Origin of the sequence: Sphaerisporangium corydalis (genome assembly GCF_025506355.1) — a bacterium.
Taxonomy (GTDB): Bacteria; Actinomycetota; Actinomycetes; order Streptosporangiales; family Streptosporangiaceae; genus Sphaerisporangium; species Sphaerisporangium corydalis.
The window spans coordinates 85,529-108,456 of sequence record NZ_JANZYP010000018.1 but is presented as its reverse complement, the minus strand read 5'-3'; the positions used below and the strand labels follow the sequence as shown (position 1 = coordinate 108,456).

Here is a 22,928-nt window from a genome sequence, read left to right as displayed (position 1 = left end):
CTGAGGCCCCCGGCGCGACTGAGCGGGTCGCGGCCCGGGGTTCCCCGGTTCAGGGCCCGAGGAGGTAGGTGTCCAGGGGTCAGGGCCCGAGGAGGTAGGTGTCCAGGGGTCAGGGCCCGAGGAGGTAGGTGTCCAGCCGGCCGCACATGCCGAGCCGCGCCTCGGGGGCGGCCGACAGGACCCGCGCGTCCCTGAGGTGGGTGGTGTTCCCCTCGCGCAGCGCGTGGAGGTGGACGCCGGTGACCTCGGCGGCCCCGAGCGCCCCCTCCCGCCACCGCTTCTCGAAGTCCTCCAGCTTGTCCGAGACGATGCCGGCGGCCCGGTCGTGGAACCGCGCGAGCGCGTCCCGCCCGCCCTCGCGCAGTTCCGTGAACCCCTCGATCGCCACGTCGCGGCGGCGGCGCGCCCCCTCGGCGTCGCCGATCGCGGCCACCTCGGCGTACAGGGCCGGGTCGGCCAGCACGGCGGGCGGGAAGGTGAAGACGGCGTCCCCGGCCTCCGGCAGGCCGCTGTTCTGCATGACGACCACGATCCGTAGCCGCCCGTCGTCGTTGGTCAGCCGGTGGATGGTGCCCGGGGTGAACCACACCACCGCCCCCGGTTCCAGGGGCGTCACGGTGTACCCGTCCCAGGTGAGCGTCTGCACCGTCCCGGTGCCCTCGACGACCACGTAGGCCTCCGAGCAGAGCAGGTGCATGTGCGGGCTGCCGCCGCAGGCGCCGTCGGCCGAGGGCCAGTCGTACACCCGCAGCCCGGACACGCCGGTCCCGCCGGGGAAGCTCATGAACGCCCCTCTCCAGGGGCCGCGCCGTCGTCCAGGGGGTGGGACCGGACGTGGTCCTCGATCCGGTCGCGGTCCCAGGCGCCGTCGGCGACGACCACGCGGTAGCGGTGGCTCCACGTGGCCCCGGGCGGCAGCTCCACCTCCTGGCGGAACGCCAGCGAGGGGTTCACCGCCGCGAAGGGGGTGGTGCGCACGAACCACGTGGTGCCGGGGGCGGCGACGAAGAGCAGGGTCGAGGAGCGGTCCACCTCGTCGTGCTCGCCCACGTAGGCGAGCCACGAGGCGGTGCGTCCCATCATCTCCGGCCCGCCCTGCCCGCCCTCGGCGATCACCAGGCCGCCGGTGAAGGACCTCGGGCCCCGCCAGAACAGCCCGCTGTACCCGGCCATGGGCCTGCCGTGGGTCGTCGGGCTGCCGAAGAGCAGCGGCTCGCCGCGCACGTTGGTCATCGAGGTGGACAGGCCGAGCGTCCAGTGGTCGTCCTCGACGTCCACGGCCATCTCGCGCACCTCGTCCACCCAGTGCTCCCCGCCCTGAGTGTGCCAGCTCAGCCGCTCCCGGCCGGGGCCGGTGAACTCCTCGTGCCGCATCGCGCCGACGTTCGGCAGGTCGGTGTAGCCGCCCAGCTCGCGCACGTAGCTGGCGCCGCCCCAGAAGTTCTGCCCCGACAGGTGGGAGGCCGTCATCTGCAGGCCCTTGTGCCAGCGGTGGTCGTTCGGCCGGTAGGCGCTGACGACGTCCCCGGCCAGGGTGCGCAGCGGGTGGGCGTACGGCTTGGGCCCCTCGTAGACCGACGACTCGGGCCGGTAGACGTACCGCATCAGCTCGGTGGCGCCGTCCCTGGCGACCAGTTCGGTGCCGGTGTCCTCCAGCTCCACCCGGCCGGTCACGTTCGCGGGGTGGCCGGTGCCGTTCACAGGGTCTGCCCTCCGTCGAGGCGGTGGTAGAAGGGGTTGTCCAGGGTGAGCTCCGACCGCCGCACGGGCTTCCCGGTGAACGCCGAGGCGTACAGGCCGGTGACGAACTCCAGTGTCTGCCGCCCTTCCGCGCCGCTGAGCGGCGGCCGTTCGCCCCGCTCGTAGGCGTCCAGCAGGGCGGAGAGCTGGGCCGCGTGCGAGCTCGGCACGTCGTCCGGCGGGTTCCACCGGTCCGGGGGGGTGCTCGTCCAGTTCGCGTTGCGGTACCCGTACAGGTGCCGCAGCTCCACGGTCGCCTCGGCGTAGTCGAACCGCAGGTAGCTCTCCTCGCGCGGGGACAGCACGCTGTTCAGCACCGACGCCATGGCGCCGTTCTCGAACCTGACCGACGCCAGGGACACGTCCTCGGTCTCCACCGGGCGGTCCACCCGCCGTGCCATGGCGCGGATCTCCTCCCAGTCGCCGAGGACCGACAGCATGAGGTCCATCTGGTGGATGCCGTGCCCCAGGGTCGGCCCGCCGCCCTCGGTCTCCCAGGTGCCGCGCCACGGCACCGCGTAGTACGTGTGGTCGCGGTACCAGGCGGTCACGCACAGGGCGACCATCGGGCGGCCGAGTTCCCCGCTCTCCGTCAGCCGGCGCAGGTGGCGGGCGCCCGAGCCGAAGCGGTGCTGGAAGACCACGGCGGCGAAGGTGCCGCGCTCCGCCGCCGTGATCAGATCATGTTCCGCCAGCGACAGGCACAGCGGTTTCTCGCACCACACCCACGCCCCGGCGCGCAGGCACTCCACGACCTGGCGCGCGTGGGCGAAGGGCGGCGTGCACACGTGGACGAGGTCGGGCCGCTCGATGGACAGCATCTCCCCGAGGTCGGTGTACGCGCCCGGGATGCCGTGCTCGGCGCAGAACGCCTTGACCCGCCCGGCGTCGACGTCCATGGCGGCGACGACCTCGGCGCGGTGGCCTTCCGCGGCGAGCGCGGGCATGTGGCACGCGCTCGCGATGCCGCCCGTCCCGAGAATGGCGACCCGGATCATCCGTGGTGTCCCTTCGCCCCGATGACGATCGTGGTCAGCGAGCGCGGCGCCAGCTCGGCCCGCAGGCGCGGGCCCCGGCCGCGCACGGCGTCCACCGGGGTCAGCGAGTGGGCGGAGTCGGTGAGGTAGGCGGTGACGCGTGGACCGGCCCTGGTCGGCAGGTCCGCCGTGACGGCGGCCGTGCCGGTGTTCAGCACCTCCACGATCTCCGAGCCGTCGGCGTTGCGGAAGGCCGACACCTTGAGCCCGTCGTCGGTGGCGCGCGCCCCGATCCGTACGGCGCCGGGCCGGATGAAGCGGCCGTAGGCGGCGAGCGCCCACAGGCGCTTGGACACGTGGTAGGCGTCGCCGTCGAGCTGGATGAGCCCGCGTGTGGCGCCCTGCGAGGTGCCGAACCAGTACACGTAGCCGCTGACGCCGGCGGTGGTCAGCGACTGGTGGATGGCGGAGGCGACGGCGAACCCGTCATAGCCGCTGCCGTCGTCCCAGTTCTCGTTCCAGGTGGTGCCGTTGGGCGACCACTCCGACATCCAGGTGGGGCGCCGGGTGGGCAGCGGGTGGTCGGTGGGGTTCACGTAGTTGTGCCCGGTGTGGGTGCTCACCCAGCGGGCGGCGGCGGGGTCGGCCTCGATCGCGTTGGTGTACCCCTCCTGCACGGTCCACCCGGCGCCGTCGCAGCAGGCGACCTTGAGCCCCGCCCGCGCCGCCACCGGGCCGAGCACCTTCACGAACTCCGCCGCCTGCTCGGGGGTGAAGCGCATGGAGGCGTAGGAGACGGTCAGGTCGGGCTCGTTGGTGAACCCGATGTCGGTGATCCTGATGCCCTCCTGGGCGTAGAACTTGGCGTACTTGACCAGGTAGTCGGCGTAGGCGCGGCGCCAGTCGCCGCTCGCGCAGCTCGTCCCGGCCAGCCCGCACAGCGTCCCGCCGTTGACGTCGGTGCCGTTGTCCTTCATGTAGCCGGGCGCGCTCCAGGCGTCGGCGTAGAAGCGCTTGACGCCGTACGCCTTGGCCTGCCGGGCGAGCCACACCTGGCCGCCGTCGTCGCCGTCCCACTCGTACGCCGGGGGAGCGTCAGGACCGCCGGGGTCGGTGGGCGCGATGCTGTGCATGTGGTCGTAGACCCTGTCCACCGAGGACCCGATGCCGAGCCGCAGGATGCTCAGCCCCGCGCCCGTGGTGCGGCTGAGCAGCAGGTCGAGCACCTCCTTCTGGTGCTCGGCGGACAGGCCCTGGGCGCCGTGCAGCACCGCGGCGCGCTGGAACGCCTGGGAGAAGCCGAATCCGTCGATCGGCTGGTGGCGTTCCCTCCCGTCCACGATGATCTGCGGGGAAGCGCTTTCCGGGCGGGTGGCGGCATTCGGCGCCGAAGCGCGTTCCGGCGCGGCCTGGGCGGGGGAAGTAGCCAGCGTGGCCAAGGCCAGCCCGGCGGCGAGGGCGGCGTACGCTCGTCTGGGCAACCCGGATCCCTTCCGAAAGTTTCAGAAGATTTACGAGACTTTTCGCGCCCTGAAACTAGGCCGCCACGAAGCGTACGTCAAGACCCTCCCACACAGTGGCCGTGTGGGCCCCGAAATCTTTCGACGGGCGGGAGGGTCTAGGAGGGGCGCGGCGGCGCCGTGCTGTCCCTGATCAGCAGGTCGGTGGCCAGCTCGACCCGGCGGGCCTCGGGGGACTCCCCGCGTGAGATCTCCAGCGCCATGCGCGTCGCCAGCGCGGCCATCTCCTCCAGGGGCTGGCGGACCGTCGTCAGCGGCGGCCACGCCGAGCGCGCGAGCGGCAGGTCGTCGAACCCGACCACGCTCAGGTCGTCAGGGACGCGCATCCCCGCCCGCCGCGCGGCCTCGAACACCCCGAAGGCCTGCATGTCGCTGCCCGCGAAGATCGCGGTCGGCGGGTCGGGCAGCTCCAGGAACGCCTTGCCGTGGAAGTGCCCCGAGTCCACCAGGAAGTCGCCGTTGCGGATCAGCTCGGGGTCGACGGTCACTCCGGCCGTCTCCAGCGCGGCGCGGTAGCCGTCGATGCGCGCGCGGCTGCACAGCATCTCGGGCGGTCCGCCGATCATGCCGATGCGCTGGTGCCCGAGCGCCAGCAGATGGCGGGTGGCGGCCAGGCCGCCGTGCCAGTTCGTGGCGCCGACCGACGCGACGTCGGGCGCGGGCTCGCCCTCGGGGTCGACGATGACGAACGGGATGGAGCGGGCCAGGAGCTGGCCGTGCTGGCGGCGGGTCAGCCGCGAGGCGACCAGCACCACGCCGTCGGTGCGGCGGGCCGCTATGCGGTCGAGCCAGTCGCGCCCCGGGCCCGAATGGGTGTGCAGGACCGACACGACGACGGCCGCCTCGGCCTCGCGGGCGGCGGTCTCGGCACCCCGGATGATCTCCATGGCCCACGGGCTCTCGATCTCGGCGAAGACCAGGTCGATCAGGCCGACCGGCCCGTCCCCCTGGCCGGTGCGCCGCGTGTAGCCGTGTTCGTGGAGCAGGCGCTCGACCCGCCGGCGCGTCTCGGGCGCGACCTCCGGGCGCCCGTTGACGACTTTGGAGACCGTCGGGACCGACACCCCGGCCTCCTCGGCGATCAGAGCGATCGTGACCCGCCTCTTCGCTGACATGCGACGGAGTGTATCCGAAAGCTTTCGGGATTTCCGCCGAGGGGCCCTTCTCGGGTGCGTCCACGCCGCCGCTGGCACCACGACAAGTACCTGTCCGGCTATTGACGTGTTACGAGCGATTTACATACTCTCCGGGTCACGAAACATTCGGGTGGACTTAAGAAACTTTCAAGACTCCCGGAGGAAGCTCCTCGCAGCGGGTCGGTCGACGAGGAAGGAATCACGAGAAATGTCGTTGAACCGGCGAAATATGGTGTTACTGGCGGCTGCCGCACTGGTTCTCGCAGGGTGCGGTGGCCAAGGGGGCACGAGCGGTACGGCGAGCGGCACGGCCTCCGCCGCGAAGGTCACGGTCGAGTGGTGGAACATCTCCACCACCGAACCCCTGAAGTCGTTCTGGGCGCAGAAGGTGAAGGAGTACCAGGCGGCGCACCCCAACGTCACCATCAAGAACGTACCCATCGAGAATGAAGCGTTCAAGGCCAAACTCTCGACCGTCGCCCAATCGGGCAAGACGCCCGACCTGTACTCCACGTGGGGCGGCGGCGTGCTCAAGCAGCAGATCGACGCCGGCCTGGTCAAGGACCTGAGCTCCGAGGCGGCCACCTGGATCGCCGATTTCACCCCGGCCGCGCTGCAGGCCTACCAGTTCGACCGCAAGACCTACGCGATCCCGACCGACATCGGCATGGTCGGCTTCTGGTACAACAAGTCGCTGTTCACCAAGGCGGGCATCTCCGAGCCGCCCGCCACCTGGACCGCGTTCCTCGAAGACGTCACGAAGCTCAAGAACGCCGGGGTCACCCCGATCGCGCTGGCCGGCAAGGAGAAGTGGCCCGGCCACTACTACTGGGCCTATCTCGCCATGCGCGTCGCCGGGCTCGACGCGCTCAAGCAGGCCGCGATCGACGACGACTTCACCAAACCCGACTTCGTGGCCGCGGGGACGCACCTCAAGGAGCTCGTCGACCTGCAGCCCTTCCAGAAGGGCTTCCTCGGCGCCGGGTACTCCACCCCCGACGGGCAGGCCGCGACCATGGGCAACGGCAAGGCGGCCATGGAGCTGATGGGCCAGTGGGCCCCGGTCGTGGAGAAGGACTCCGGCAAGGGCCTCGGCAAGGACCTCGGCTTCTTCGGCTTCCCTGCGGTCGACGGCGGCAAGGGCTCGACCGGTGACGTCTTCGGCGGCGGCGGCGGGTACGCGGTCGGCGTCAACGCGCCGCCGGCGGCGGTCGACTTCCTCAAGTACATCTCCCAGAAGGACGTCCACCGCGCGGCGGTGGAGACCGGCGCGCTCCTCCCGGTGCTCAAGGGCGAGGAGGAAGCGGTCAAGGACCCGAACCTGGCGGTGGTCGCCCAGACCCTCGCGGGCGCGACCGGGTTCCAGCTGTACCTCGACCAGGCCTACCCGCCGGCCGTGGGCCAGGAGGTCAACGACAGCGTCGCCGCGCTCATCGCGGGGGCCAAGACCCCCGATCAGGTCGCGAAGGCCATCACCGAGACCGCCAAGTCCGAGTAGGGGAAGACGGCGAGCGGGCCGGCGGATCGCCGGCCCGCTGACGGAGCGGAGAGAGATGACACGTCCGGCGCTGACGGATGTACGACCGGAGATCCTGACGCGGTCACCGAGGGGCGGCAGGCCCCCGGTGACGCCGTCCGCGCGCGGGCGCCGGGCCAGGGGACTCGTCACGGTCACGCTGTTCCTGCTTCCGGCACTGGTGCTGTTCGGCCTGCTGGTCCTCGCGCCGATCGCCGTCGCGATGTACACCAGCGTCTTCAAGTGGAACGGCCTGGGCGGGCTGCCGTCGGACTTCATCGGGCTGGACAACTTCACCCGCGCGTTCGGCGACGAGGTCTTCGTCGGCGACCTGCGGCGCGGCCTGGTCCTGATCGTCCTGTCGATCCTGATCCAGCTCCCGCTGTCGCTGGCGATCGCCATGCTCCTCAACCAGAAGATGCGCGGGCGCGCGTTCTACCGGCTGCTGTTCTTCGCCCCGTACGTCCTGTCGGAGGTGATCACCGGTGTGCTGTTCACCATGATCCTCTCCCCGGACACCGGGCTGGCGAACCAGATCCTCGGCGCCGTCGGCCTGGACTCCCTGCGGAGCTCGTGGCTCGCCGAGCCGTCCACCGTCATGATGTCGCTGTTCCTGGTCATGACGTGGAAGTACTTCGGCTTCCACATGATCCTCTACCTGGCCGGGCGACAGGGCATCCCGAGGGAGCTGGGCGAGGCCGCCGCCATCGACGGGGCCGGGAGCTGGGACCAGTTCCGGTACGTGACCCTGCCGCTGCTCGGGCCGACGATCAGGATCAGCGTCTTCCTGTCCGTCATCGGGGCCATCCAGCTCTTCGACCTGGTGTGGGTGCTGACCAGCGGCGGGCCGATCCACTCCTCCGAGACGATGGCCGTCACGATGTTCCAGTTCGGCTTCAAACGGACCCAGATCGGCTACGCCAGCGCGATCAGCGTCGTGATGTTCGGCATCAGCCTGGTCTTCGCGCTGGCCTACCAGCGGTTCGTCCTGCGCCGCGACACAGAGGGAGCGATCACGTCCATGCGAGGCAAGCGATGACCGCCGCCACCACCGGGAGGAGGACCTCCCGGGCGCGCCCGGTCGCCCGCGGCCGGCTGTCGTGGCTCAGGACCATGTCGCTGCACACGGTCGTGATCGTCCTCGGCGCGTTCGTCATCGTGCCGCTCCTGTTCGGGCTGATCGGCGGGTTCAAGGACACCGCGCAGCTCTCGACCAACCCCTTCGGCCTGCCCTCCCCGTGGGTCCCCGGCAACTACACCGAGGTCCTGACCTCGGGCCCCTACTGGCGGCAGTTGTTCAACAGCACGTTCATCGCGCTGGCGACGGCGCTCATCGTCGTCGGCGTCTCGGCGATGGCGGCCTTCGTGTTCGCCCGGTTCGCCTTCCGGGGCAGGGAGACGCTGTTCACCCTGTTCACGATCGGGTTGATGTTCCCGTTCGCGGTGGCGATCCTGCCGCTGTTCATCCTGCTGCGGACCATCGGGCTGCTGGACAACCCCTTCGGGGTGATCCTGCCCCAGGCCGCGTTCGGGCTGCCGGTGACGATCATCGTGCTGCGCGCGTTCTTCAGGACCATCCCGCGTGAGCTGGAGGAGGCCGCCACCATCGACGGCTGCACCAGCCTCGGCTTCTTCTGGCGGATCCTGCTGCCGATGGCCCGGCCCGCGCTGGCCACCGTGTCGGTGCTGGCGATCGTGGCGAGCTGGAACAACTTCTTCCTGCCGCTGGTCATCTTCAACGACCCGAACTGGTCCACCATCCCGCTCGGCGTCCAGCAGTTCTACGGCCAGTACTCCTCGGACACGGCGCGCATCCTCGCCTACGTCGTGCTCTCGATGGTGCCCGCCCTCGCGTTCTACGCCGTCGCCGAACGCCAGCTCATCGGCGGCCTCACGGCGGGGGCGACGAAGGGATGACCACGCCCGAACGGCCCGTGCGGCCTCTCACGAAGGAGTTCTGAATGACCCTGCGTGTGTCCGGATCCCGCCTCGTCGCGGCCGACAGGACCCCCGTACGGCTGCGCGGAGTGGGCTTGGGGGGCTGGATGAACATGGAGAACTTCATCACCGGCTACCCCGCCGACGAGTCCTCCATGCGCGGCGCCCTGCGCGACGTGCTCGGCGAGGAACGGCAGGAGCTGTTCTTCGACCGGCTGCTGACCTCGTTCTTCGGCCCCGAGGACGCGGCCCTGCTCGCCGGCATGGGCGTCAACTGCGTCCGTATCCCGGTGAACTACCACCACTTCGAGTCCGACGAGCGGCCGTTCGAGATCATCCAGGACGGGTTCCGCCACCTCGACCGGGTGGTCGCCCTGCTGGCCGAGCACCGCATCTACAGCGTGATCGACCTGCACGCGCTGCCGGGCGCGCAGAACCAGCACTGGCACTCCGACAACGCCACGCACGTGGCGTCCTTCTGGCGGCACCGGCACTTCCAGGACCGGGCCGTCCACCTGTGGGAGGCCATCGCCGACCACTACAAGGACGACCCCTGGGTCGCCGGGTACAACCCGATGAACGAGCCGGGCGACGCCGGCGGCCGGGTCGTCGGGCCCTTCTACGACCGGCTGGTCAAGGCGCTGCGCGCCGTGGACCCGGCGCACGTGCTCTTCCTGGACGGCAACACCTACTCCACCGACTTCACCGTCTTCCGTGAGGTGTACGAGAACACGGTCTTCGTCTGCCACGACTACGCGCTCGCCGGGTTCGCCCACGGCGGGCCCTACCCGGGGTACACGCGTGGCGAGTGGGTGGACCGGGAAAGCCTCGAACTCTCGTTCGAGAGGCGGACCGCCTTCCAGCGGGAGACCGGCACCCCGCTGTGGGTGGGGGAGTTCGGCCCGGTCTACACCGGCGACCCCGCGCGCGACGAGCAGCGCTACCGGATCCTCGCCGACCAGCTGGAGATCTTCGACGGGCACGAGGCCGGCTGGTCGCTGTGGACCTACAAGGACGTGGGCCTCCAGGGGATCGTGTCCGCCGACCCGGACGGGCCCTACCTGCGGCGGTTCGGGGACTTCCTCGCCAAGAAGAAGCGGCTGGGCGCCGACCGGTGGGGGTCGACGATGGAGGAGTCCGGCGACGAGCTGGCGCCGCTGCACCGGCTCATGGAAAGGGAGTTCCCCACCTGGGAGCCGTACCCCTGGGGCGCCCGCTACCAGGTCGACGACCTGATCCGGCACATCCTGGTCGCCCAGGCGCTGCTGCCCGAGTACGCGTCCCTGTTCGCCGGCCTCGACGACGGCGAGCTCGTCGCGCTCGCCGACTCCTTCGCCCTGGCCGGTTGCGTCCCCCGGACCCCGCTGATCGACCTGCTCACCGCCAACCTGACCTAGACGGCCGCCGCCGCCCCGCTCCATCCACCTGACCTTTGAGGAGACCGGCATGCGGTTACCCCGTTTCTGGGTGGCGGCCGTCCTGTCCTGCCTTCCGCTCACCGCGCTCACCGCGCCGCCGGCATGGGCGTACGCCGACTCGGCGGCGGTCGCCGAGCCGGCCTCGGTCGCGGAGCCGGCCTCGGTCGCGGAGCCGGTCGTGCGGATCGCGGAGTACGGCTTCGAGGACGGCACCACGCAGGGCTGGGCGCCACGAGGGTCCGGGGTCGCGGTCAGGGTGGCCCCGGACGCGGCGCACTCGGGGAGCGCGTCGCTGCTGACCACCGGCAGGACCGAGACCTGGCACGGCGCCACCGTGACCCCGCCGTTCGAGAAGGGCGTGACGTACACGGTCACCGCGCACGCCCGCCTGGTGGCCGGGCGACCGGCCGGCACCGTCGCCCTCACCGTGCAGCGCACGCCCGCGGGCGGCGCCGACACCTACGAGCGCGTCGGCGCGGCCACGGTCACCGACGCCGCCTGGACGGAGATCTCCGGTACCTACCTGTACACGGCCGACTCCACCGCGCTCCAGCTCTACGCCGAGAGCTCGGACGCGACGGGCGAGTACTACCTGGACGACATCACGATCACCGCCGACACCGACCCCGGCCGGTCCGGCGTGACCAGCGACTTCGAGAGCGGCACCACGCAGGGATGGTCGCCGCGCGCCTCGGCGTCCCTGGTCGCCGGCGGGCCCGAGGCCCACGGTGGCGCGGCGAGCCTGAACGTCAGCGGCCGGGCGGCCTCCTGGGACGGGCCGTCCCTGCCGGTCCTCGGCAAGATGACCAAGGGCTCGAAGTACGGCCTGTCGGTGTGGGTGCGGCTCGGGCCCGGCACCGATACCGGCGACCTCGGCCTGTCGGTGGAACGCCGGCTCGCCGGGACGGCGAGCTACGACCAGGTGGTCGCGCCCACCGCGATCACCGCCGGCCAGTGGGTCCTGCTGAAGGCCACGTACACGCTGGCCTACGACGTGGACTTCCTCAGCGTGTACGTGGAGTCCTCCGCCGGGACGTTCCCGTTCGCCATCGACGACTTCGCCCTGGCGTACGTGCCGGTCAAACCGATCGAGTCCGGCATCCCGGCGGTCAAGGACAAGGTGCCCTTCGACATCGGCGCCGCCGTCGCGCGCGCCCAGACCCTCGGCGAGCACGGGGAACTGCTCACCAAGCACTTCGACAGCGTCACCCCCGGCAACGCCCTGAAATGGGACGCCACCGAACCCCGTGAGGGCGAGTTCACCTTCGCCGAAGGCGACCACCTGGTGGACTACGCCACCGGGCACGGCCTGAAGTTCCGGGGCCACACGCTCGCCTGGCACAGCCAGACCCCCGCGTGGGTGTTCAAGGACGGCGACCGGGACCTCACCGCGACCCCCGCGGACAAGGCCCTGCTGCTGAGCCGGCTGGAGAACCACGTCAGGGCCGTCGTCGGCCGCTACAAGGGCAGGATCCAGACCTGGGACGTGGTCAACGAGGTGGTGGACGAGAACCAGCCGGACGGCATGCGCCGCAGCCCGTGGTTCGTGGTCACCGGCTACGACTTCATCCGCACCGCGTTCCGCGTCGCCCGCGAGACCGACCCCGCCGCCAAGCTCGTGCTCAACGACTACAACAGCGAGCTGCCGCGCAAGCGCAAGGCCGTGTTCGACCTGGTCAAGAAGCTGCGGGCCGAAGGGGTGCCGGTGGACGCCGTCGGCCACCAGCTCCACGTGAACATCGAGCAGGCCCCGGCCGCCGAGATCGAGAAGACCATCGAGCTGTTCGCCGGGCTCGGCGTGGACCAGCAGGTCACCGAGCTGGACGTCAGCGTCTACACCGACTTCGTGTCCTCGTACACCACCGTGCCCGCCGGCGTCCTGGCCCTCCAGGGGTACCGCTGCAAGGAGATCTTCGACGTCCTGCGCCGCCAGGCCTCCCACCTGTCCTCGGTCACGGTCTGGGGCCTCGCCGACGACGCCACCTGGCTGTCGTCCTTCCCGATCACCCGGCTCAACCCGCCGCTGCTGTTCGACGACGAGCTCCAGGCCAAGCCGGCGTACTGGGGGATCGCCGACCCCGCCCGGCTGCCGCCGCTCACCCGCCGCCTCGACGCGCCACGGGCCACCGTGAAGGCCGACGGGGAGCGCGAGCGGCAGTGGGACCTGCTGCCCGGCACGCCGATCGCACGGGTGGGCGACCTGTCCGCGACCTTCCAGGCCCGCTGGACGCCCGGCGGCGTCGCCGTCCTGGCCGACGTGCGCGACTCCTCGTGCGACAGGGCCGACACGGTGACGGTACGACTCGCCGGCACCGGCCACGTCATGAAACGTGACGGCCGGGCCGCCTGGTACGCCACCCGGGCCGCCACCGGCGGATACCGGGTGGAGGCACTCCTTCCCGCCGAGGCGGCGCTCGGCGGGAAGGTTCCCCTGGAGGTGGTCGCCCACGACGCCAAGGGCGGCGGCGACATCACCTGGACGGGCGAGCTGACCCTCGTCCGTGCGGTCGGGCACACGACCGCCGCCAGGGGCACGCCCGTCGTGGACGGGGTCGCGGACGCCGCCTGGTCCAGGGCGCCCGAGATCGGCACCGCCACCTGGATCCAGGGCACCACCGGCGCGACGGCGAAGGTACGGGCCCTGTGGGACGCCCGCCACCTCTACGTGCTGGCCCGGGTCACCGACCCCCGGCTCAGCGAGGAGTCGCCGAACGCCTGGGAACAGGACTCGGTGGAGATCTTCGTCGACCCCGGGAACGGCAAGACCACGGGGTACGACGATGACGACGGGCAGTACCGGATCTCGTTCTCCGGCACCGAGACCGTCGGCGGCACGTTCGACGCGTTCGCCGTCAAGGACAACCTGACGAGCGCGGCCAAGGTCGTGCCCGGCGGGTACGTCGTCGAGGCGTCCATCGCGCTGCCCACCGTCACCCCGGCGAAGGGCGTCCTCCTCGGCTTCGACCTCCAGGTCAACGACGCGACCGGCGCGGCACGCACCGCGGCCGTGACCTGGAACGACACCTCCGGCCGGTCCTACCTGAGCACCTCAGGCTGGGGAGTGCTGGAACTGGCCGGATAAGACCGGCATGGCTGGGTATCGGCCGGGCGGGGGGCCGGTACCCAGCCGTACCGGTGACACACCGACCAACGAGAAAGGGCCGCTCACGGTGCGTTTCCGTAACCCGATCCTGCCCGGGTTCTACCCCGATCCGTCGATCTGCCGGGTGGGCGATGACTACTACCTGGTGACCTCGTCCTTCGAGTGGTTCCCCGGCGTGCCGATCTTCCACAGTCAGGACCTGGTGAACTGGCGGCAGATCGGGCACGTGCTCGACCGCGCGTCCCAGCTTCCGCTGGACGGTGTACGGCCGAGCGGCGGCGTCTACGCGCCCACCCTCCGGCACCACGACGGCGTCTTCTACATGATCACCACGCTGGTGGACGGCCTGATGGAGTCGGGCAACTTCCTGGTCACCGCCACCGACCCCGCCGGGCCGTGGAGCGACCCGTACTGGCTCCCCGAGTCCGAGGGCTTCGACCCGTCGCTGTTCTTCGACGACGACGGCCGCGCCTGGGCGCACGGCGCCCGGCCCGCGCGGCCGCAGGCGTACGAAGGGCACATGGAGATCTGGCTCCGCGAGCTGGACCTCGACGGCATGAAGCTCGCCGGCGAGGAGCACGTGCTCTGGGACGGGGCCGTCAAGGGCGCCGTCTGGGCCGAGGGCCCGCACATCTACAAGGTCGACGGCACCTACCACCTGCTGGTCTCCGAAGGCGGCACCGCGCACGACCACGCCCTCAGCGCCGCCCGCGCCGACACCGTGACCGGGCCGTACACCGGCTGCCCCCGCAACCCGATCCTCACCCACCGCGGCCTGGGCCGCGACCACCCCATCGTGGGCACCGGCCACGCCGACCTGGTCCAGACCCCCGGCGGCGAGTGGTGGATGGTGCTCCTGGCCATGCGCCCGTACGGCGGATACCACTACAACCTCGGCCGGGAGACGTTCCTGACCCGGGTGCGCTGGGAGGACGGCTGGCCGGTGCCCGGCCCGGTCGAGCTCACCGCCGAGGCCCCCGGCCCCACCTCACGCCGCTGGGCGGCCCCGCCCGCCTGCGACGACTTCGAGTCCCCTCGGCTCGGCCCGGACTGGAACCATTTGCGGACCCCGCGTGAACCGTACTGGACGCTCACCGAACGCCCGGGGCACCTGCGGTTGCGCGGCCGGCCGGAGTCGCTGACCGAGCGCGTCAACCCGAGCCTGGTCGCCCGGCGGCAGCGGCACGCGGACTTCGCCGTGCACACCCTGATGGAGTTCACCCCCGTCGGCGACGAGCGCGCCGGCGTGGCCCTCGTGCAGAACGACGACCATCACATCCTGCTGGTGCTGACGGCGAACGGCCTCGTCGTCACCAGGACCGAGGGCGGCACCGACCGCGTCCTCGCCCAGGCCGACGTGCCGCCGGGGCGCATCTGGCTGGGGGTCGAGGCGCACGGGCAGGAGTACCAGATGTCCTACGCCACCGAACCGGGCGCCTGGCGCCCCCTCGGCGACCCCGTCGACGGCCGCGTCCTCAGCTCCACCACCGCCGGCGGCTTCACCGGCGCCTACATCGGCCTCTACCTCTCCAGCGAAGGCCACCCGACCACCACCACCGCCGACTTCTCCTACTTCGAATACCTCCCCCTCTAACTCCTCTCATCGACGAACGCCCCGGCCGGGATACGGTCCTCGCCTTCGGCTCGGGCGTTCTTCCAGGAGCCTGCGGCCCGCCTCCCACGGCTTTCACACCAGGTAGCCATTTCTGGTCCTCGCCTCCCGCCGGGTCATGGTCCTCGCCTTCGGCTCGGGCGTTTTTCTAGGAGCCTGCGGACCACATCTCCCGCCGCCCGCATGCCGGTCGCGAGATATCCCAGTTGGGAACGATCCATGCGCGAGCTCTGCCCAAGAATGCAAGCATCGTCGGGCGACCTGGAAGGCGGGATGTCATGGGTGAGATCGAAGTTCGCCAGAACGAGACGACGGTGCCGTTGTTACCGTGCGCGTCGGCGGAGGAGACCCTCGCGTTCTACGAAACGCTGGGGTTCGAGACCGCCTTCAAACAGACAAAGCCGTATGTCTACCTGGCGCTGACGTGGAGCGGATTCCAACTGCACTTCGGCCCGGCGCCCAAGGGGCTCGATCCCTCCCGGGAGGAGTCCGGAGGGTGCCTGGTCATGGTCGACGCCGTGGCGCCGTACCACGCGGCGTTCGCTTCGGCGATGCGCCGGGCGCACGGGAAGGTCCTGAGTTCCGGCCTGCCGAGGATCACCCGATACCGTCCGGGCGCCTCCCGGTTCACATTGTTCGACCCGTCTGGCAACTCGATCACCTTCATCCAGCGTGACGCGCAGGAACAGGAAGAGGTGGAGTACGGCGGCTCGAAGAAACTGACCGGCCTGGCCAAGGCGCTGGACAACGCCCGCATCCTGCGCGAGTTCAAGAACGACGACCGACATGCCTTCCGCGCCCTCAAATCCGCATTCCGCAGGCACAGCGCGGACGCCTCCGCAGCCGACCAGGCCATAGCCCTGTGCCACCTGATCGACCTGGCCACCATCCTCAACGAACCCACCACCCCCTGGTCCACCGACCTCCGCGCCTTACCCCTCACTCCCGAAGACAGACTCCGCGTCGAATCAGAACTGGGACACCTCCCCGACCTGGGGGACTGGCTCCCCTGAAGATCGCAGTGGCGTCGGGCATCAGATGGTTGCCATCACTTTGCGTATTGATGAGATCACTGAAAACGGTCGAACGCCTGCGGACGGAGCCGTCGTACAGTGAGGATATGGCTATGCTCACCGTGCAGATCGACGCGAAGACGGAGAAGGCCCTCGCCGAGCTGACCGCCGACGGCAGATCCGCCACGGACGTGGTCCGCGAAGCCCTTCTCATCGCCAACCGTCTCAGGCGCACGGAAGTGGCCCGGTTGGAAGCTCAGGAGCTCGCCAACGACCCAGAGGACTTGGCGGAGCTCCGCGCCATCCGATACGACCTGGGCGAAGACTGTGCGCGGTGACGTCTACCGCTTGCGGACGTCACGCGAAGTGGTCGGCCACGAACAGCGTGGTGAGCGCTTTGCCGTCCTGCTGCAATCTGATGCGCTCGCCTCGCTGTCCACCCTGATCATCGCCCCGACATCGACCAGTGCGCGTCCGATGACGTTTAGGCCGGAGATCGAGCTAAACGGCAAGACCACCCGGGTCCTCGTCGATCAGCTCAAGGCCGTCGACACATCTAGGCTTGGTGATTTCGCGGGCCGACTGGAACCAGCAGAGATCGAGGAGATCGACGAAGCGCTTCACGTCATACTGGGCCTGCTTGTTTGAGCTGACCGGCAGGCTGCGGTGTCGATGTACGAAGCCTCGGTGAGCTCACCTTCGGTTGAAGACGTGGATGGCTCGGCTCCGACGGCCACGCTGCCTGGACGGCCGAGCGAGTCCTTTCCCCTTGTACGCGTCAAGGGACCTGCTCTGCCGTGTTCCCGGGTTCCTGCTCGGGCACTGCGGATAACCGCCGGACGATCTGTCCTTCCACGATGGAGGGGACCCCACCGAAGGCGCCGGCCAGGTAGGACCTCATCAGGTTCTCGTCCTCGCCCGGTTCGGCGGCGGTGAGGGGGTAAAGCTCCGTGGCGCCGTCCTTGTCCTTCTCCGTCAGCCACACCTGGCCCGGTTCCAGCAGCCGCTCACCGCTCGGGGTGGCCAGGAGCGACGGGTCGTGTGAGGTGAAGAGGAGCTGCGCATCCTTGGGGTTGGCGTGCGGATCGTGGAAGAGCCTGACGACCTCGGCGGCGAATCGTGGATGCAGGCTCGCGTCCAGTTCGTCGATGAGCAGCACGGCGCCTTCGTCCAGCGTCAGCAGCAGGGGACCGAGCAGCGCGAACCAGGAGCGAGTGCCGAAGGATTCGTTCCGCCAGTCCAGGGAGATCTCTCCGGCGGCCGACTGGTGGGTCAGCTTCACCGCCGGGCGGTTCCTGCTCTCCCGGACGACCTCAGCACCGGTGATCCCCAGATCGGCGACTCGAAGCAGTTCGTTGATCCGGCGTGCGCGGTCGCCGGAGAGCTCCCGCAGGGTGAGCCCCTCTCGCTGCTCTCGCTCGTCCTCCGGATTGATGATCCGCAGATTACGGCCGAACCAATGGAAGAGCGCCGAGAGCTGCGGGTGATTGTCCGTCCCCGCGGTGGAAAGCACCAGAGCGTTGGGGCGGGTACGCTTCACCAGCTGGGCGCGGTCCTTGACCCGGGTGCCCGGCCATCCGTACACCTCGCTCCTCGAAGCGTTGCGATCCAGCCACACCTGACGATGGCCGCGGGGGTACCTGTGGATCCATTCGGCGGCGACGTGCGTCGAGCCCAGCTCGAACCCGTACGTCCAGCGCACCTTGTCGATCACGAGGTCGACTTCGAAGAAGCTCGACTCGTTCTCCCCTTTGTGCCCCAGCCTGAAGGGTTCGCGTGGAATGCCGTCGAGTGAGGCCCAGCGGGCATAAGAGTCGAGGACGGCCGTACGCATGTCCGTCAGAGCGGCGAGTACGTTCGATTTGCCGGAGGCGTTGGCGCCGAAGATGCCCATGACAGGGAAGACACCTGCGGAGCCGCTTCCGCCGAGGCTTACTTCGCGTACTGCGGCGCTCGACTCGGGCTCGGCGACGACGAAGGACAGTTCTTGCTCGTCGCGTAGCGACCGTACGTTCGCGGCACGGAATCGGAGCAGCACGCCGTCCTCCTCTCCACTCCACGGTCAGAGTAACCGCCCGGCTCCCGCTGGGCCGACTCGATGACGATCACGCGTCGACGCGTCGCCGGGCTTCTGGGGTTCCGGGGTCTTTAGTGGGAGTGAGTTCTGCCCAAGTGGTGGTGCTGTGGTGGTCGATGGTGAAGTTCCAGCTTGTGGCGACCGCGTTCACCAGGCGTAGGCCTCGGCCTCGGAGGTCGACCTCGTCCAGGGTTTCAGTCCAGTCGGGGAGTTCTGCTGGGGCGGCCGGGCGCATGTGCGGGATGCCTTCGGCGCCGTCGTCGATGACTTCGAGCCGTAGTCGGGCGCCGACGTGCAGGACGTACAGGGTGATGGTGCCGCCTGGGAGGGACGAGCGGGAGTGCTGGACGCTGTTGGTGACCAGTTCGGAGACCACTAGGAGAGCGGAGTCCAGGAGCGGGTCCTCGGGGAGGAGGAGCCTGCGGACGAACGCGCGGGCCGTGCCGACCTGTTCGACGTGGCCGGCGAGAGTGAGGTACCCGGCGACGGCCCATGCGCCCGGCGGGGTGCCGTTCCGATGCTCGTCGTGGGTGCCTGCGGGGTCTATGGCGATCACACCCGACGGTTCCGTTCCGGGGTCTGATACGGCCGTGCTGCTCCGTATGGTCTCGCTTGTCGCGTCTCCGCACTGCGCGCGTGTCCCGTCCCACTCCGGTACGTCGATGCGCGACACCTCGCGTTCCAGAACCTGAAGCACCCGCGCCCCCGCGCCCAGCAACTCCAACCGCCCGACCTCTCGCCCCACCATCGACCTCCACGGCCTCTGCGGTGCGCGTGCCCTGATGCACGCCGCACAGTCATGTGGTCGTGCGCCGGGATAAGCCGGCGACCTCGACCACGTCACGTAGCGAATTTGCACCTGCACCTACTGAAGCTGCAACCGATTCGGCGAAAGATCTTTACAATGGGTAGTGTTTCGACTGCATAGAGCGAGGAGGAAGTCCTCAATGGCGAGATTCTCCCCAACTGTCCGTCATCGCCGCCTGCTTCAGGAGCTTCGGCGGTTGCGTCTTGGTGCGGGACTCAAGCAGGACGATGTGGCGGAGCACCTCGGTTGGTCGTCGTCCAGGATGACCAAGGTCGAAGGCGGAACGCTCCGGATCTCCGTGAGTGATGTGCGCGCGATGCTGCAGCTCTACAAAGTCGAACCGGGAGCAGAGCATGAGGCGCTCGTCCAACTGGCCCGCCAGTCCCGTGAGAAGGGCTGGTGGCACGCGTACAACGATGTCATTCCACAGTGGTTCCAGGTGTACGTAGGACTGGAGGCCGAAGCGCTGTCGCTTCGCAACTACGAGTCCGAGCTGGTGCACGGCCTCTTTCAGACCGAGGACTACGCCCGGGCCGTCTACCAGGCGGCGCGCGTGACCGACGGCTCCGAAGAGATCGAGCGACGAGTGGCTCTGCGCATGGCTCGTCAGGAGATCATTACCAGGAGCGAGGATCCACTGCGGTTCTGGACAGTGCTCAACGAGGCGTCTGTTCGTCGGGTCGTCGGAGGAAGGGACGTCATGCGGAACCAGCTTCGTCGGCTTACCGATATGGCCACTCTGCCGAACGTAACGCTTCAAGTTCTGCCGTATGGAGTGGGCGCACACGCCGCGATGCTGGGTCCGTTCGCCATCCTGTCCTTCTCCGATCACGGTGGAGACGACGTCACTTACCTGGAATATGCCACTGGCAGTCTCTATCTGGAAAAGCCTGATGAAGTCCGGAGTTATACGCTCATGTATGACCACTTGCGTGCGTCAGCGCTCGATCCGAGAGACTCGTTGACGCTGATACAGCAGGTGGCTGAGGCGATTTCCTAGGCCTAGGAAAGAGAGGCGATTTCGGTGTCCGGTTCCGATCTTTCGCAGGTCGAGTGGTACAAGAGCAGCTACAGCGGAGGAAACGGCGGGAGCTGTGTCGAAGTCGCCGGCCTGGCAGAGGGCCGTATCGCCGTGCGTGACAGCAAGAACCTCGCCGGTCCCATCCTCGCTGTCGCCTCGGTCCAGTGGCGTACCTTCATCGGTGGGGTCAAGGAGGGACGGCTCGCGTAGCAGGATGGATTCCCCCGGCCTCCGAATGGCGCTTCAGGCTTGATCGCTCGACGGACCAGGTGCGTGCCGGCTCGTTCGCCCGCCGCTTCGGTGCGCTCACACGGACAGGCCGATGGTCACCGTGGGGCATAGGGACCCTCCCGTCGCTGGTCAGAGCGTGGTCGGCTGTGGGATTTTTGGGAGAAATTCAGTGGATCTGTAACGTTGGTGGGGTTGGGACCACTTCCTCGTGTCGGAAGAACGTTTTCCCGGGACGAAGGGGGCGGGCGTGACGGGTGACTCTCAGCGCTTCACCACCACGTACGACGAGTGCCGGCAGCGGGTGTGGGCATATGTGGTCAGCCGTGCGGGCAGGCAGATCGCGGACGAGGTGGTGAGCGAGACGTTCGCGATCGCCTGGCGGAGGCTCGACGACATGCCGGAGCCCGCGCTGCCGTGGTTGCTCGGTGTGGCGCGGAACGTGCTGCGCGACAACATCCGCGCGGAGATCAGGCGGGAGTCCCTCGCCAACGAGATGCGCGCCTGGGTCGAAGAGGATCACGCCGAACGGGTGGCCGAACGGATGGCCGTCGTCAAGGCGCTGGCCTCGCTGTCCGAGGACGACCGGGAGGTCCTGATCCTGGTCGCCTGGCAGGGCCTGGCCCCGCGTGACGCCGCCCGTGTCGTCGGATGCTCGTCGGCGGCCTTCCGCGTGCGGTTGCACCGTGCGCGGAAACGGCTGGAGCAGGCGATGGGCGAACCGTCGGCCACGCACGTCCCGTCCCGGGTGGGCAACCTCACGAAGGAGTGGTCATGAATTCGCTGGACCAGCTGCGAGCGGCACGTCCCGCCCACCTCGACACCGCGCCGGACCCGGCCACCAGGGCCGCGGAGCTCTCGTACGCCATGGCCCAGGCCAGGCCCCGGCGGTCCCGCAGGATCTCCAGGCCCGTATGGGGGCTGGGCCTGGCGGGTGTGGCCACGGCGACGGCCGTGGCCGTCGCGGTCTCCGGGACCGGCGGCACGGCACCCCCGGTGGCGGGGGGTACGCAGGCGGCCCCGAGCACCGGCTCGGCGGAGCCGTCCGTGCGGCTCTCCGCGAAGCAGATCCTGCTGGCGGCGGCCGGTTCGGCGCTCAAGGCCCCGGTGGCGAGCGGCGCCTACTGGTACGTGGAGAGCACGGGCGGAAGCGCCGACCAGGTGGGCACCAAGGAGCGCTACACCGTCCACACGACCTCCAAGGCGCGGTTCTGGTTCGCCAGGTCGCCGCGCAAGGAGAGCTGGTGGACGAGCCAGAACCTCGGCACCAAGCCCGCCGAGGGCGCGGAGGAGGCGTGGGAGCGCGACGGTTCGCCGACGCGGTGGTCGCTGGAGGTGTCCACCCCCAAGGCGAACGGCACGGTGCCGAAGGTCCGCATGAAGCTGAGCTCGGACCCCGGCAAGCCGTTCGGCAACCCGATCAACGTCGGCGACAAGATCCGTGACCTCGCGGGCAAGAACGTCTCGATGGCCGAGCTGCAGGACCTGCCCACGACGGCCGCCGGGCTGAAGAAGCGGCTACTGAGCGGCTACGAAGGCCACGGCACCGAGTCGGACGATCCACAGGACGCCGACTCCTGGCTCTTCCAGGTGACCTCGGGGCTGCTGGACGGTCCGGTGAAGCCCGAGGTCAGGGCCGCCGCCTACAAGGTGCTCGCCGGGCTGGGCGGCGTGCGGGCGCTGGGCGAGGTGACCGACGTGCTGGGCCGTACGGGCCAGGGCGTCGCACGGACCGAGAACTGGGCGACGGGCCGGTTCGAGCGGCAGATCATCATCGACCCGGAGACCGGCCTCCCGCTGAGCGACCAGGTCGTGGCGATCAAGGGGAAGGGGTCCTTCGCCTGGGCCGAGCCGGGCACCCCGGTCTTCTGGCAGGCCACCGAGAAGGCCACCTGGACCGACGCCCCTCCGGTCAAGCCCTGACCTGCACTCAAGCACTGACCTGCACGCACCCTCAAGCTCGGCCCCCGTGCCCCGACGGCACGGGGGCCGAGCGCTTCCGCCGTGGCCTCGGGCCAAGGTGGTCACGGACGGGAATCGGCTGCGCACGGAAGTGACACCGTTTAACCTTTACTCGTGATGGCTAATGTAAAGGTTATGGGGCAGGGCAAGAGGACGCGGGTCAGGCGGGCGGGGCCGGCGCGCATCTCCGGCAAGAACCAGGTGACACTGCCGGCCGCCGTGCTGCGCAAGCTCGGGCTTCGCCCAGGGGATCCGATCGACATCACCGAGGAGGACGGCGACATCGTCATCCGGCGGCACCGCAGCCGCTTCGACGGCGTCACCGGCACCGTTCCCGGCTTCACCGAGGCGGTGGACGCCGAGGCGAGCCGCGAGAGCTGGAGCTGACCGCGTGCCGACCGTGCTGCTCGACACCAACATCATCTCCAGCCTCCTCGACCCTGATGACACGCTCCACCTGGACGCCCTTGCCGCGGTCCGCCGCTGGGAGGGCGAGGCCGCCTCCTTCGCCATCTCCGTGATCACCTGGAGTGAGCTGCGGGTGGGCGCGGTCCGCCGGGGTCCGGGGGCCGAGAAGGCGCTCGCGGAGTTCCGCGACTCCGCCATCGACCGGATCCTGGCGGTGGACGAGGTGACGGCGGAGGCCGCGGCCCGGCTCAGGGCCCGTGACCTGACCGTCCGCATGCCGGACGCGCTCATCGTCGCGAGCGCTCGCGAAGGGGGAGCCGATGTCCTGCTCACGGCGGACCGTAAGTTTCCGGGTATCGCGCCCGATCTCGTCGAACTCCTGCGCCCGGCCTGACCGGGGCGGGCGGGGCCGGGGCCTGGGGAGGGGGCGGCGCGGCGCGTCCGGGTGAGG

22 protein-coding genes are annotated in these 22,928 nt (G+C 69.7%); 15 read left to right on the top strand and 7 right to left on the bottom strand.

Features of this window, described 5'->3' with window-relative positions:
- Positions 1-109: 109 nt before the first annotated feature.
- The 5 genes from NYZ98_RS15560 to NYZ98_RS15540 all read right to left on the bottom strand — a co-directional run bounded on the left by NYZ98_RS15560 (position 110) and on the right by NYZ98_RS15540 (position 5,352).
- Positions 110-784, bottom strand: coding sequence for a cupin domain-containing protein (locus tag NYZ98_RS15560; RefSeq protein WP_262843486.1), 675 nt, complete (start codon positions 782-784; stop codon positions 110-112).
- The gene (locus NYZ98_RS15555) at positions 781-1,701 is read right to left on the bottom strand and encodes a DUF6807 domain-containing protein (protein ID WP_262843485.1); all 921 of its coding nucleotides are present in this window, start codon (positions 1,699-1,701) and stop codon (positions 781-783) included. Before NYZ98_RS15555 ends, NYZ98_RS15560 begins: the two co-directional genes overlap by 4 nt.
- Positions 1,698-2,738: a Gfo/Idh/MocA family protein gene (locus tag NYZ98_RS15550; protein ID WP_262843484.1), complete on the bottom strand. Its 1,041-nt coding sequence runs from the start codon at positions 2,736-2,738 to the stop codon at positions 1,698-1,700. The genes NYZ98_RS15555 and NYZ98_RS15550 overlap by 4 nt, the downstream gene beginning before the upstream one ends.
- Complete coding sequence (locus NYZ98_RS15545) at positions 2,735-4,198, bottom strand: glycoside hydrolase family 30 protein (protein ID WP_262843483.1); 1,464 nt, start codon at positions 4,196-4,198, stop codon at positions 2,735-2,737. Before NYZ98_RS15545 ends, NYZ98_RS15550 begins: the two co-directional genes overlap by 4 nt.
- A gap of 137 nt (positions 4,199-4,335) precedes the next feature.
- The gene (locus tag NYZ98_RS15540) at positions 4,336-5,352 is read right to left on the bottom strand and encodes a LacI family DNA-binding transcriptional regulator (protein WP_262843482.1); all 1,017 of its coding nucleotides are present in this window, start codon (positions 5,350-5,352) and stop codon (positions 4,336-4,338) included.
- A 235-nt stretch (positions 5,353-5,587) separates the two neighbouring features.
- Between NYZ98_RS15540 and NYZ98_RS15535 the strand changes: the two genes are divergently transcribed.
- The 9 genes from NYZ98_RS15535 (at position 5,588) to NYZ98_RS15495 (ending at position 16,621) form a co-directional block, all read left to right on the top strand.
- Positions 5,588-6,871 (top strand): extracellular solute-binding protein, encoded by a 1,284-nt coding sequence (locus NYZ98_RS15535; RefSeq protein WP_262843481.1) that lies wholly within the window; start codon positions 5,588-5,590, stop codon positions 6,869-6,871.
- 55 nt (positions 6,872-6,926) lie between these two features.
- A complete protein-coding gene (locus tag NYZ98_RS15530) occupies positions 6,927-7,928 on the top strand; it encodes a carbohydrate ABC transporter permease (RefSeq protein WP_262843480.1) in 1,002 nt (333 codons plus the stop codon).
- Positions 7,925-8,806, top strand: a complete 882-nt coding sequence (locus tag NYZ98_RS15525) for a carbohydrate ABC transporter permease (protein WP_262843479.1) — start codon at positions 7,925-7,927, stop codon at positions 8,804-8,806. The genes NYZ98_RS15530 and NYZ98_RS15525 overlap by 4 nt, the downstream gene beginning before the upstream one ends.
- 44 nt (positions 8,807-8,850) lie before the next feature.
- Positions 8,851-10,224, top strand: a complete 1,374-nt coding sequence (locus NYZ98_RS15520; protein ID WP_262843478.1) for a glycoside hydrolase family 5 protein — start codon at positions 8,851-8,853, stop codon at positions 10,222-10,224.
- Positions 10,225-10,273: 49 nt separating this feature from the next.
- Positions 10,274-13,327 carry an endo-1,4-beta-xylanase gene (locus NYZ98_RS15515; protein WP_262843477.1) on the top strand — a complete coding sequence of 1,018 codons (3,054 nt, stop codon included), beginning with the start codon at positions 10,274-10,276 and terminating at the stop codon, positions 13,325-13,327.
- A gap of 88 nt (positions 13,328-13,415) precedes the next feature.
- Positions 13,416-14,942 carry a glycoside hydrolase family 43 protein gene (locus tag NYZ98_RS15510; protein WP_262843476.1) on the top strand — a complete coding sequence of 509 codons (1,527 nt, stop codon included), beginning with the start codon at positions 13,416-13,418 and terminating at the stop codon, positions 14,940-14,942.
- Positions 14,943-15,238: 296 nt separating this feature from the next.
- Positions 15,239-15,973: a VOC family protein gene (locus tag NYZ98_RS15505; RefSeq protein ID WP_262843475.1), complete on the top strand. Its 735-nt coding sequence runs from the start codon at positions 15,239-15,241 to the stop codon at positions 15,971-15,973.
- Positions 15,974-16,086: 113 nt separating this feature from the next.
- Entirely contained in the window at positions 16,087-16,311 is a 225-nt protein-coding gene (locus NYZ98_RS15500) for a hypothetical protein (RefSeq protein WP_262843474.1), read from the top strand.
- Positions 16,301-16,621, top strand: coding sequence for a type II toxin-antitoxin system PemK/MazF family toxin (locus NYZ98_RS15495; protein WP_262843473.1), 321 nt, complete (start codon positions 16,301-16,303; stop codon positions 16,619-16,621). Before NYZ98_RS15500 ends, NYZ98_RS15495 begins: the two co-directional genes overlap by 11 nt.
- Before the next feature lie 130 nt (positions 16,622-16,751).
- On the opposite strand, the gene NYZ98_RS15490 is transcribed toward NYZ98_RS15495, so the two are convergent.
- Together NYZ98_RS15490 and NYZ98_RS15485 are read right to left on the bottom strand one after the other, a co-directional pair.
- Positions 16,752-18,011, bottom strand: a complete 1,260-nt coding sequence (locus NYZ98_RS15490) for an AAA family ATPase (RefSeq protein WP_262843472.1) — start codon at positions 18,009-18,011, stop codon at positions 16,752-16,754.
- 67 nt (positions 18,012-18,078) lie between these two features.
- The gene (locus NYZ98_RS15485; protein WP_262843471.1) at positions 18,079-18,606 is read right to left on the bottom strand and encodes an ATP-binding protein; all 528 of its coding nucleotides are present in this window, start codon (positions 18,604-18,606) and stop codon (positions 18,079-18,081) included.
- 391 nt (positions 18,607-18,997) lie between these two features.
- Here NYZ98_RS15485 and NYZ98_RS15480 point away from each other — a divergent pair, with 391 nt between their 5' ends.
- From NYZ98_RS15480 to NYZ98_RS15455, 6 genes are all read left to right on the top strand, one after another.
- Positions 18,998-19,858, top strand: a complete 861-nt coding sequence (locus NYZ98_RS15480; RefSeq protein ID WP_262843470.1) for a helix-turn-helix domain-containing protein — start codon at positions 18,998-19,000, stop codon at positions 19,856-19,858.
- Positions 19,859-19,882: 24 nt separating this feature from the next.
- Entirely contained in the window at positions 19,883-20,089 is a 207-nt protein-coding gene (locus tag NYZ98_RS15475; RefSeq protein WP_262843469.1) for a DUF397 domain-containing protein, read from the top strand.
- A 268-nt stretch (positions 20,090-20,357) separates the two neighbouring features.
- Positions 20,358-20,885 (top strand): RNA polymerase sigma factor, encoded by a 528-nt coding sequence (locus NYZ98_RS15470; protein WP_262843468.1) that lies wholly within the window; start codon positions 20,358-20,360, stop codon positions 20,883-20,885.
- A complete protein-coding gene (locus NYZ98_RS15465) occupies positions 20,882-22,030 on the top strand; it encodes a CU044_5270 family protein (protein ID WP_262843467.1) in 1,149 nt (382 codons plus the stop codon). Before NYZ98_RS15470 ends, NYZ98_RS15465 begins: the two co-directional genes overlap by 4 nt.
- A gap of 174 nt (positions 22,031-22,204) precedes the next feature.
- Positions 22,205-22,456, top strand: coding sequence for an AbrB/MazE/SpoVT family DNA-binding domain-containing protein (locus NYZ98_RS15460; RefSeq protein ID WP_262843466.1), 252 nt, complete (start codon positions 22,205-22,207; stop codon positions 22,454-22,456).
- A gap of 4 nt (positions 22,457-22,460) precedes the next feature.
- Positions 22,461-22,871: a type II toxin-antitoxin system VapC family toxin gene (locus NYZ98_RS15455; RefSeq protein WP_262843465.1), complete on the top strand. Its 411-nt coding sequence runs from the start codon at positions 22,461-22,463 to the stop codon at positions 22,869-22,871.
- Positions 22,872-22,928: the final 57 nt, after the last annotated feature.

Bases quoted from the DNA above. Each gene is read 5' to 3' on its own strand.
- NYZ98_RS15460 (WP_262843466.1), top strand. From the start codon at position 22,205: ATGGGGCAGGGCAAGAGGACGCGGGTCAGGCGGGCGGGGCCGGCGCGC.
- NYZ98_RS15525 (WP_262843479.1), top strand. From the start codon at position 7,925: ATGACCGCCGCCACCACCGGGAGGAGGACCTCCCGGGCGCGCCCGGTC.
- NYZ98_RS15540 (WP_262843482.1), bottom strand. From the start codon at position 5,352: ATGTCAGCGAAGAGGCGGGTCACGATCGCTCTGATCGCCGAGGAGGCC.
- NYZ98_RS15480 (WP_262843470.1), top strand. From the start codon at position 18,998: ATGGCGAGATTCTCCCCAACTGTCCGTCATCGCCGCCTGCTTCAGGAG.
- NYZ98_RS15465 (WP_262843467.1), top strand. From the start codon at position 20,882: ATGAATTCGCTGGACCAGCTGCGAGCGGCACGTCCCGCCCACCTCGAC.
- NYZ98_RS15550 (WP_262843484.1), bottom strand. From the start codon at position 2,738: ATGATCCGGGTCGCCATTCTCGGGACGGGCGGCATCGCGAGCGCGTGC.
- NYZ98_RS15560 (WP_262843486.1), bottom strand. From the start codon at position 784: ATGAGCTTCCCCGGCGGGACCGGCGTGTCCGGGCTGCGGGTGTACGAC.
- NYZ98_RS15515 (WP_262843477.1), top strand. From the start codon at position 10,274: ATGCGGTTACCCCGTTTCTGGGTGGCGGCCGTCCTGTCCTGCCTTCCG.
- NYZ98_RS15500 (WP_262843474.1), top strand. From the start codon at position 16,087: ATGCTCACCGTGCAGATCGACGCGAAGACGGAGAAGGCCCTCGCCGAG.
- NYZ98_RS15520 (WP_262843478.1), top strand. From the start codon at position 8,851: ATGACCCTGCGTGTGTCCGGATCCCGCCTCGTCGCGGCCGACAGGACC.
- NYZ98_RS15505 (WP_262843475.1), top strand. From the start codon at position 15,239: ATGGGTGAGATCGAAGTTCGCCAGAACGAGACGACGGTGCCGTTGTTA.
- NYZ98_RS15530 (WP_262843480.1), top strand. From the start codon at position 6,927: ATGACACGTCCGGCGCTGACGGATGTACGACCGGAGATCCTGACGCGG.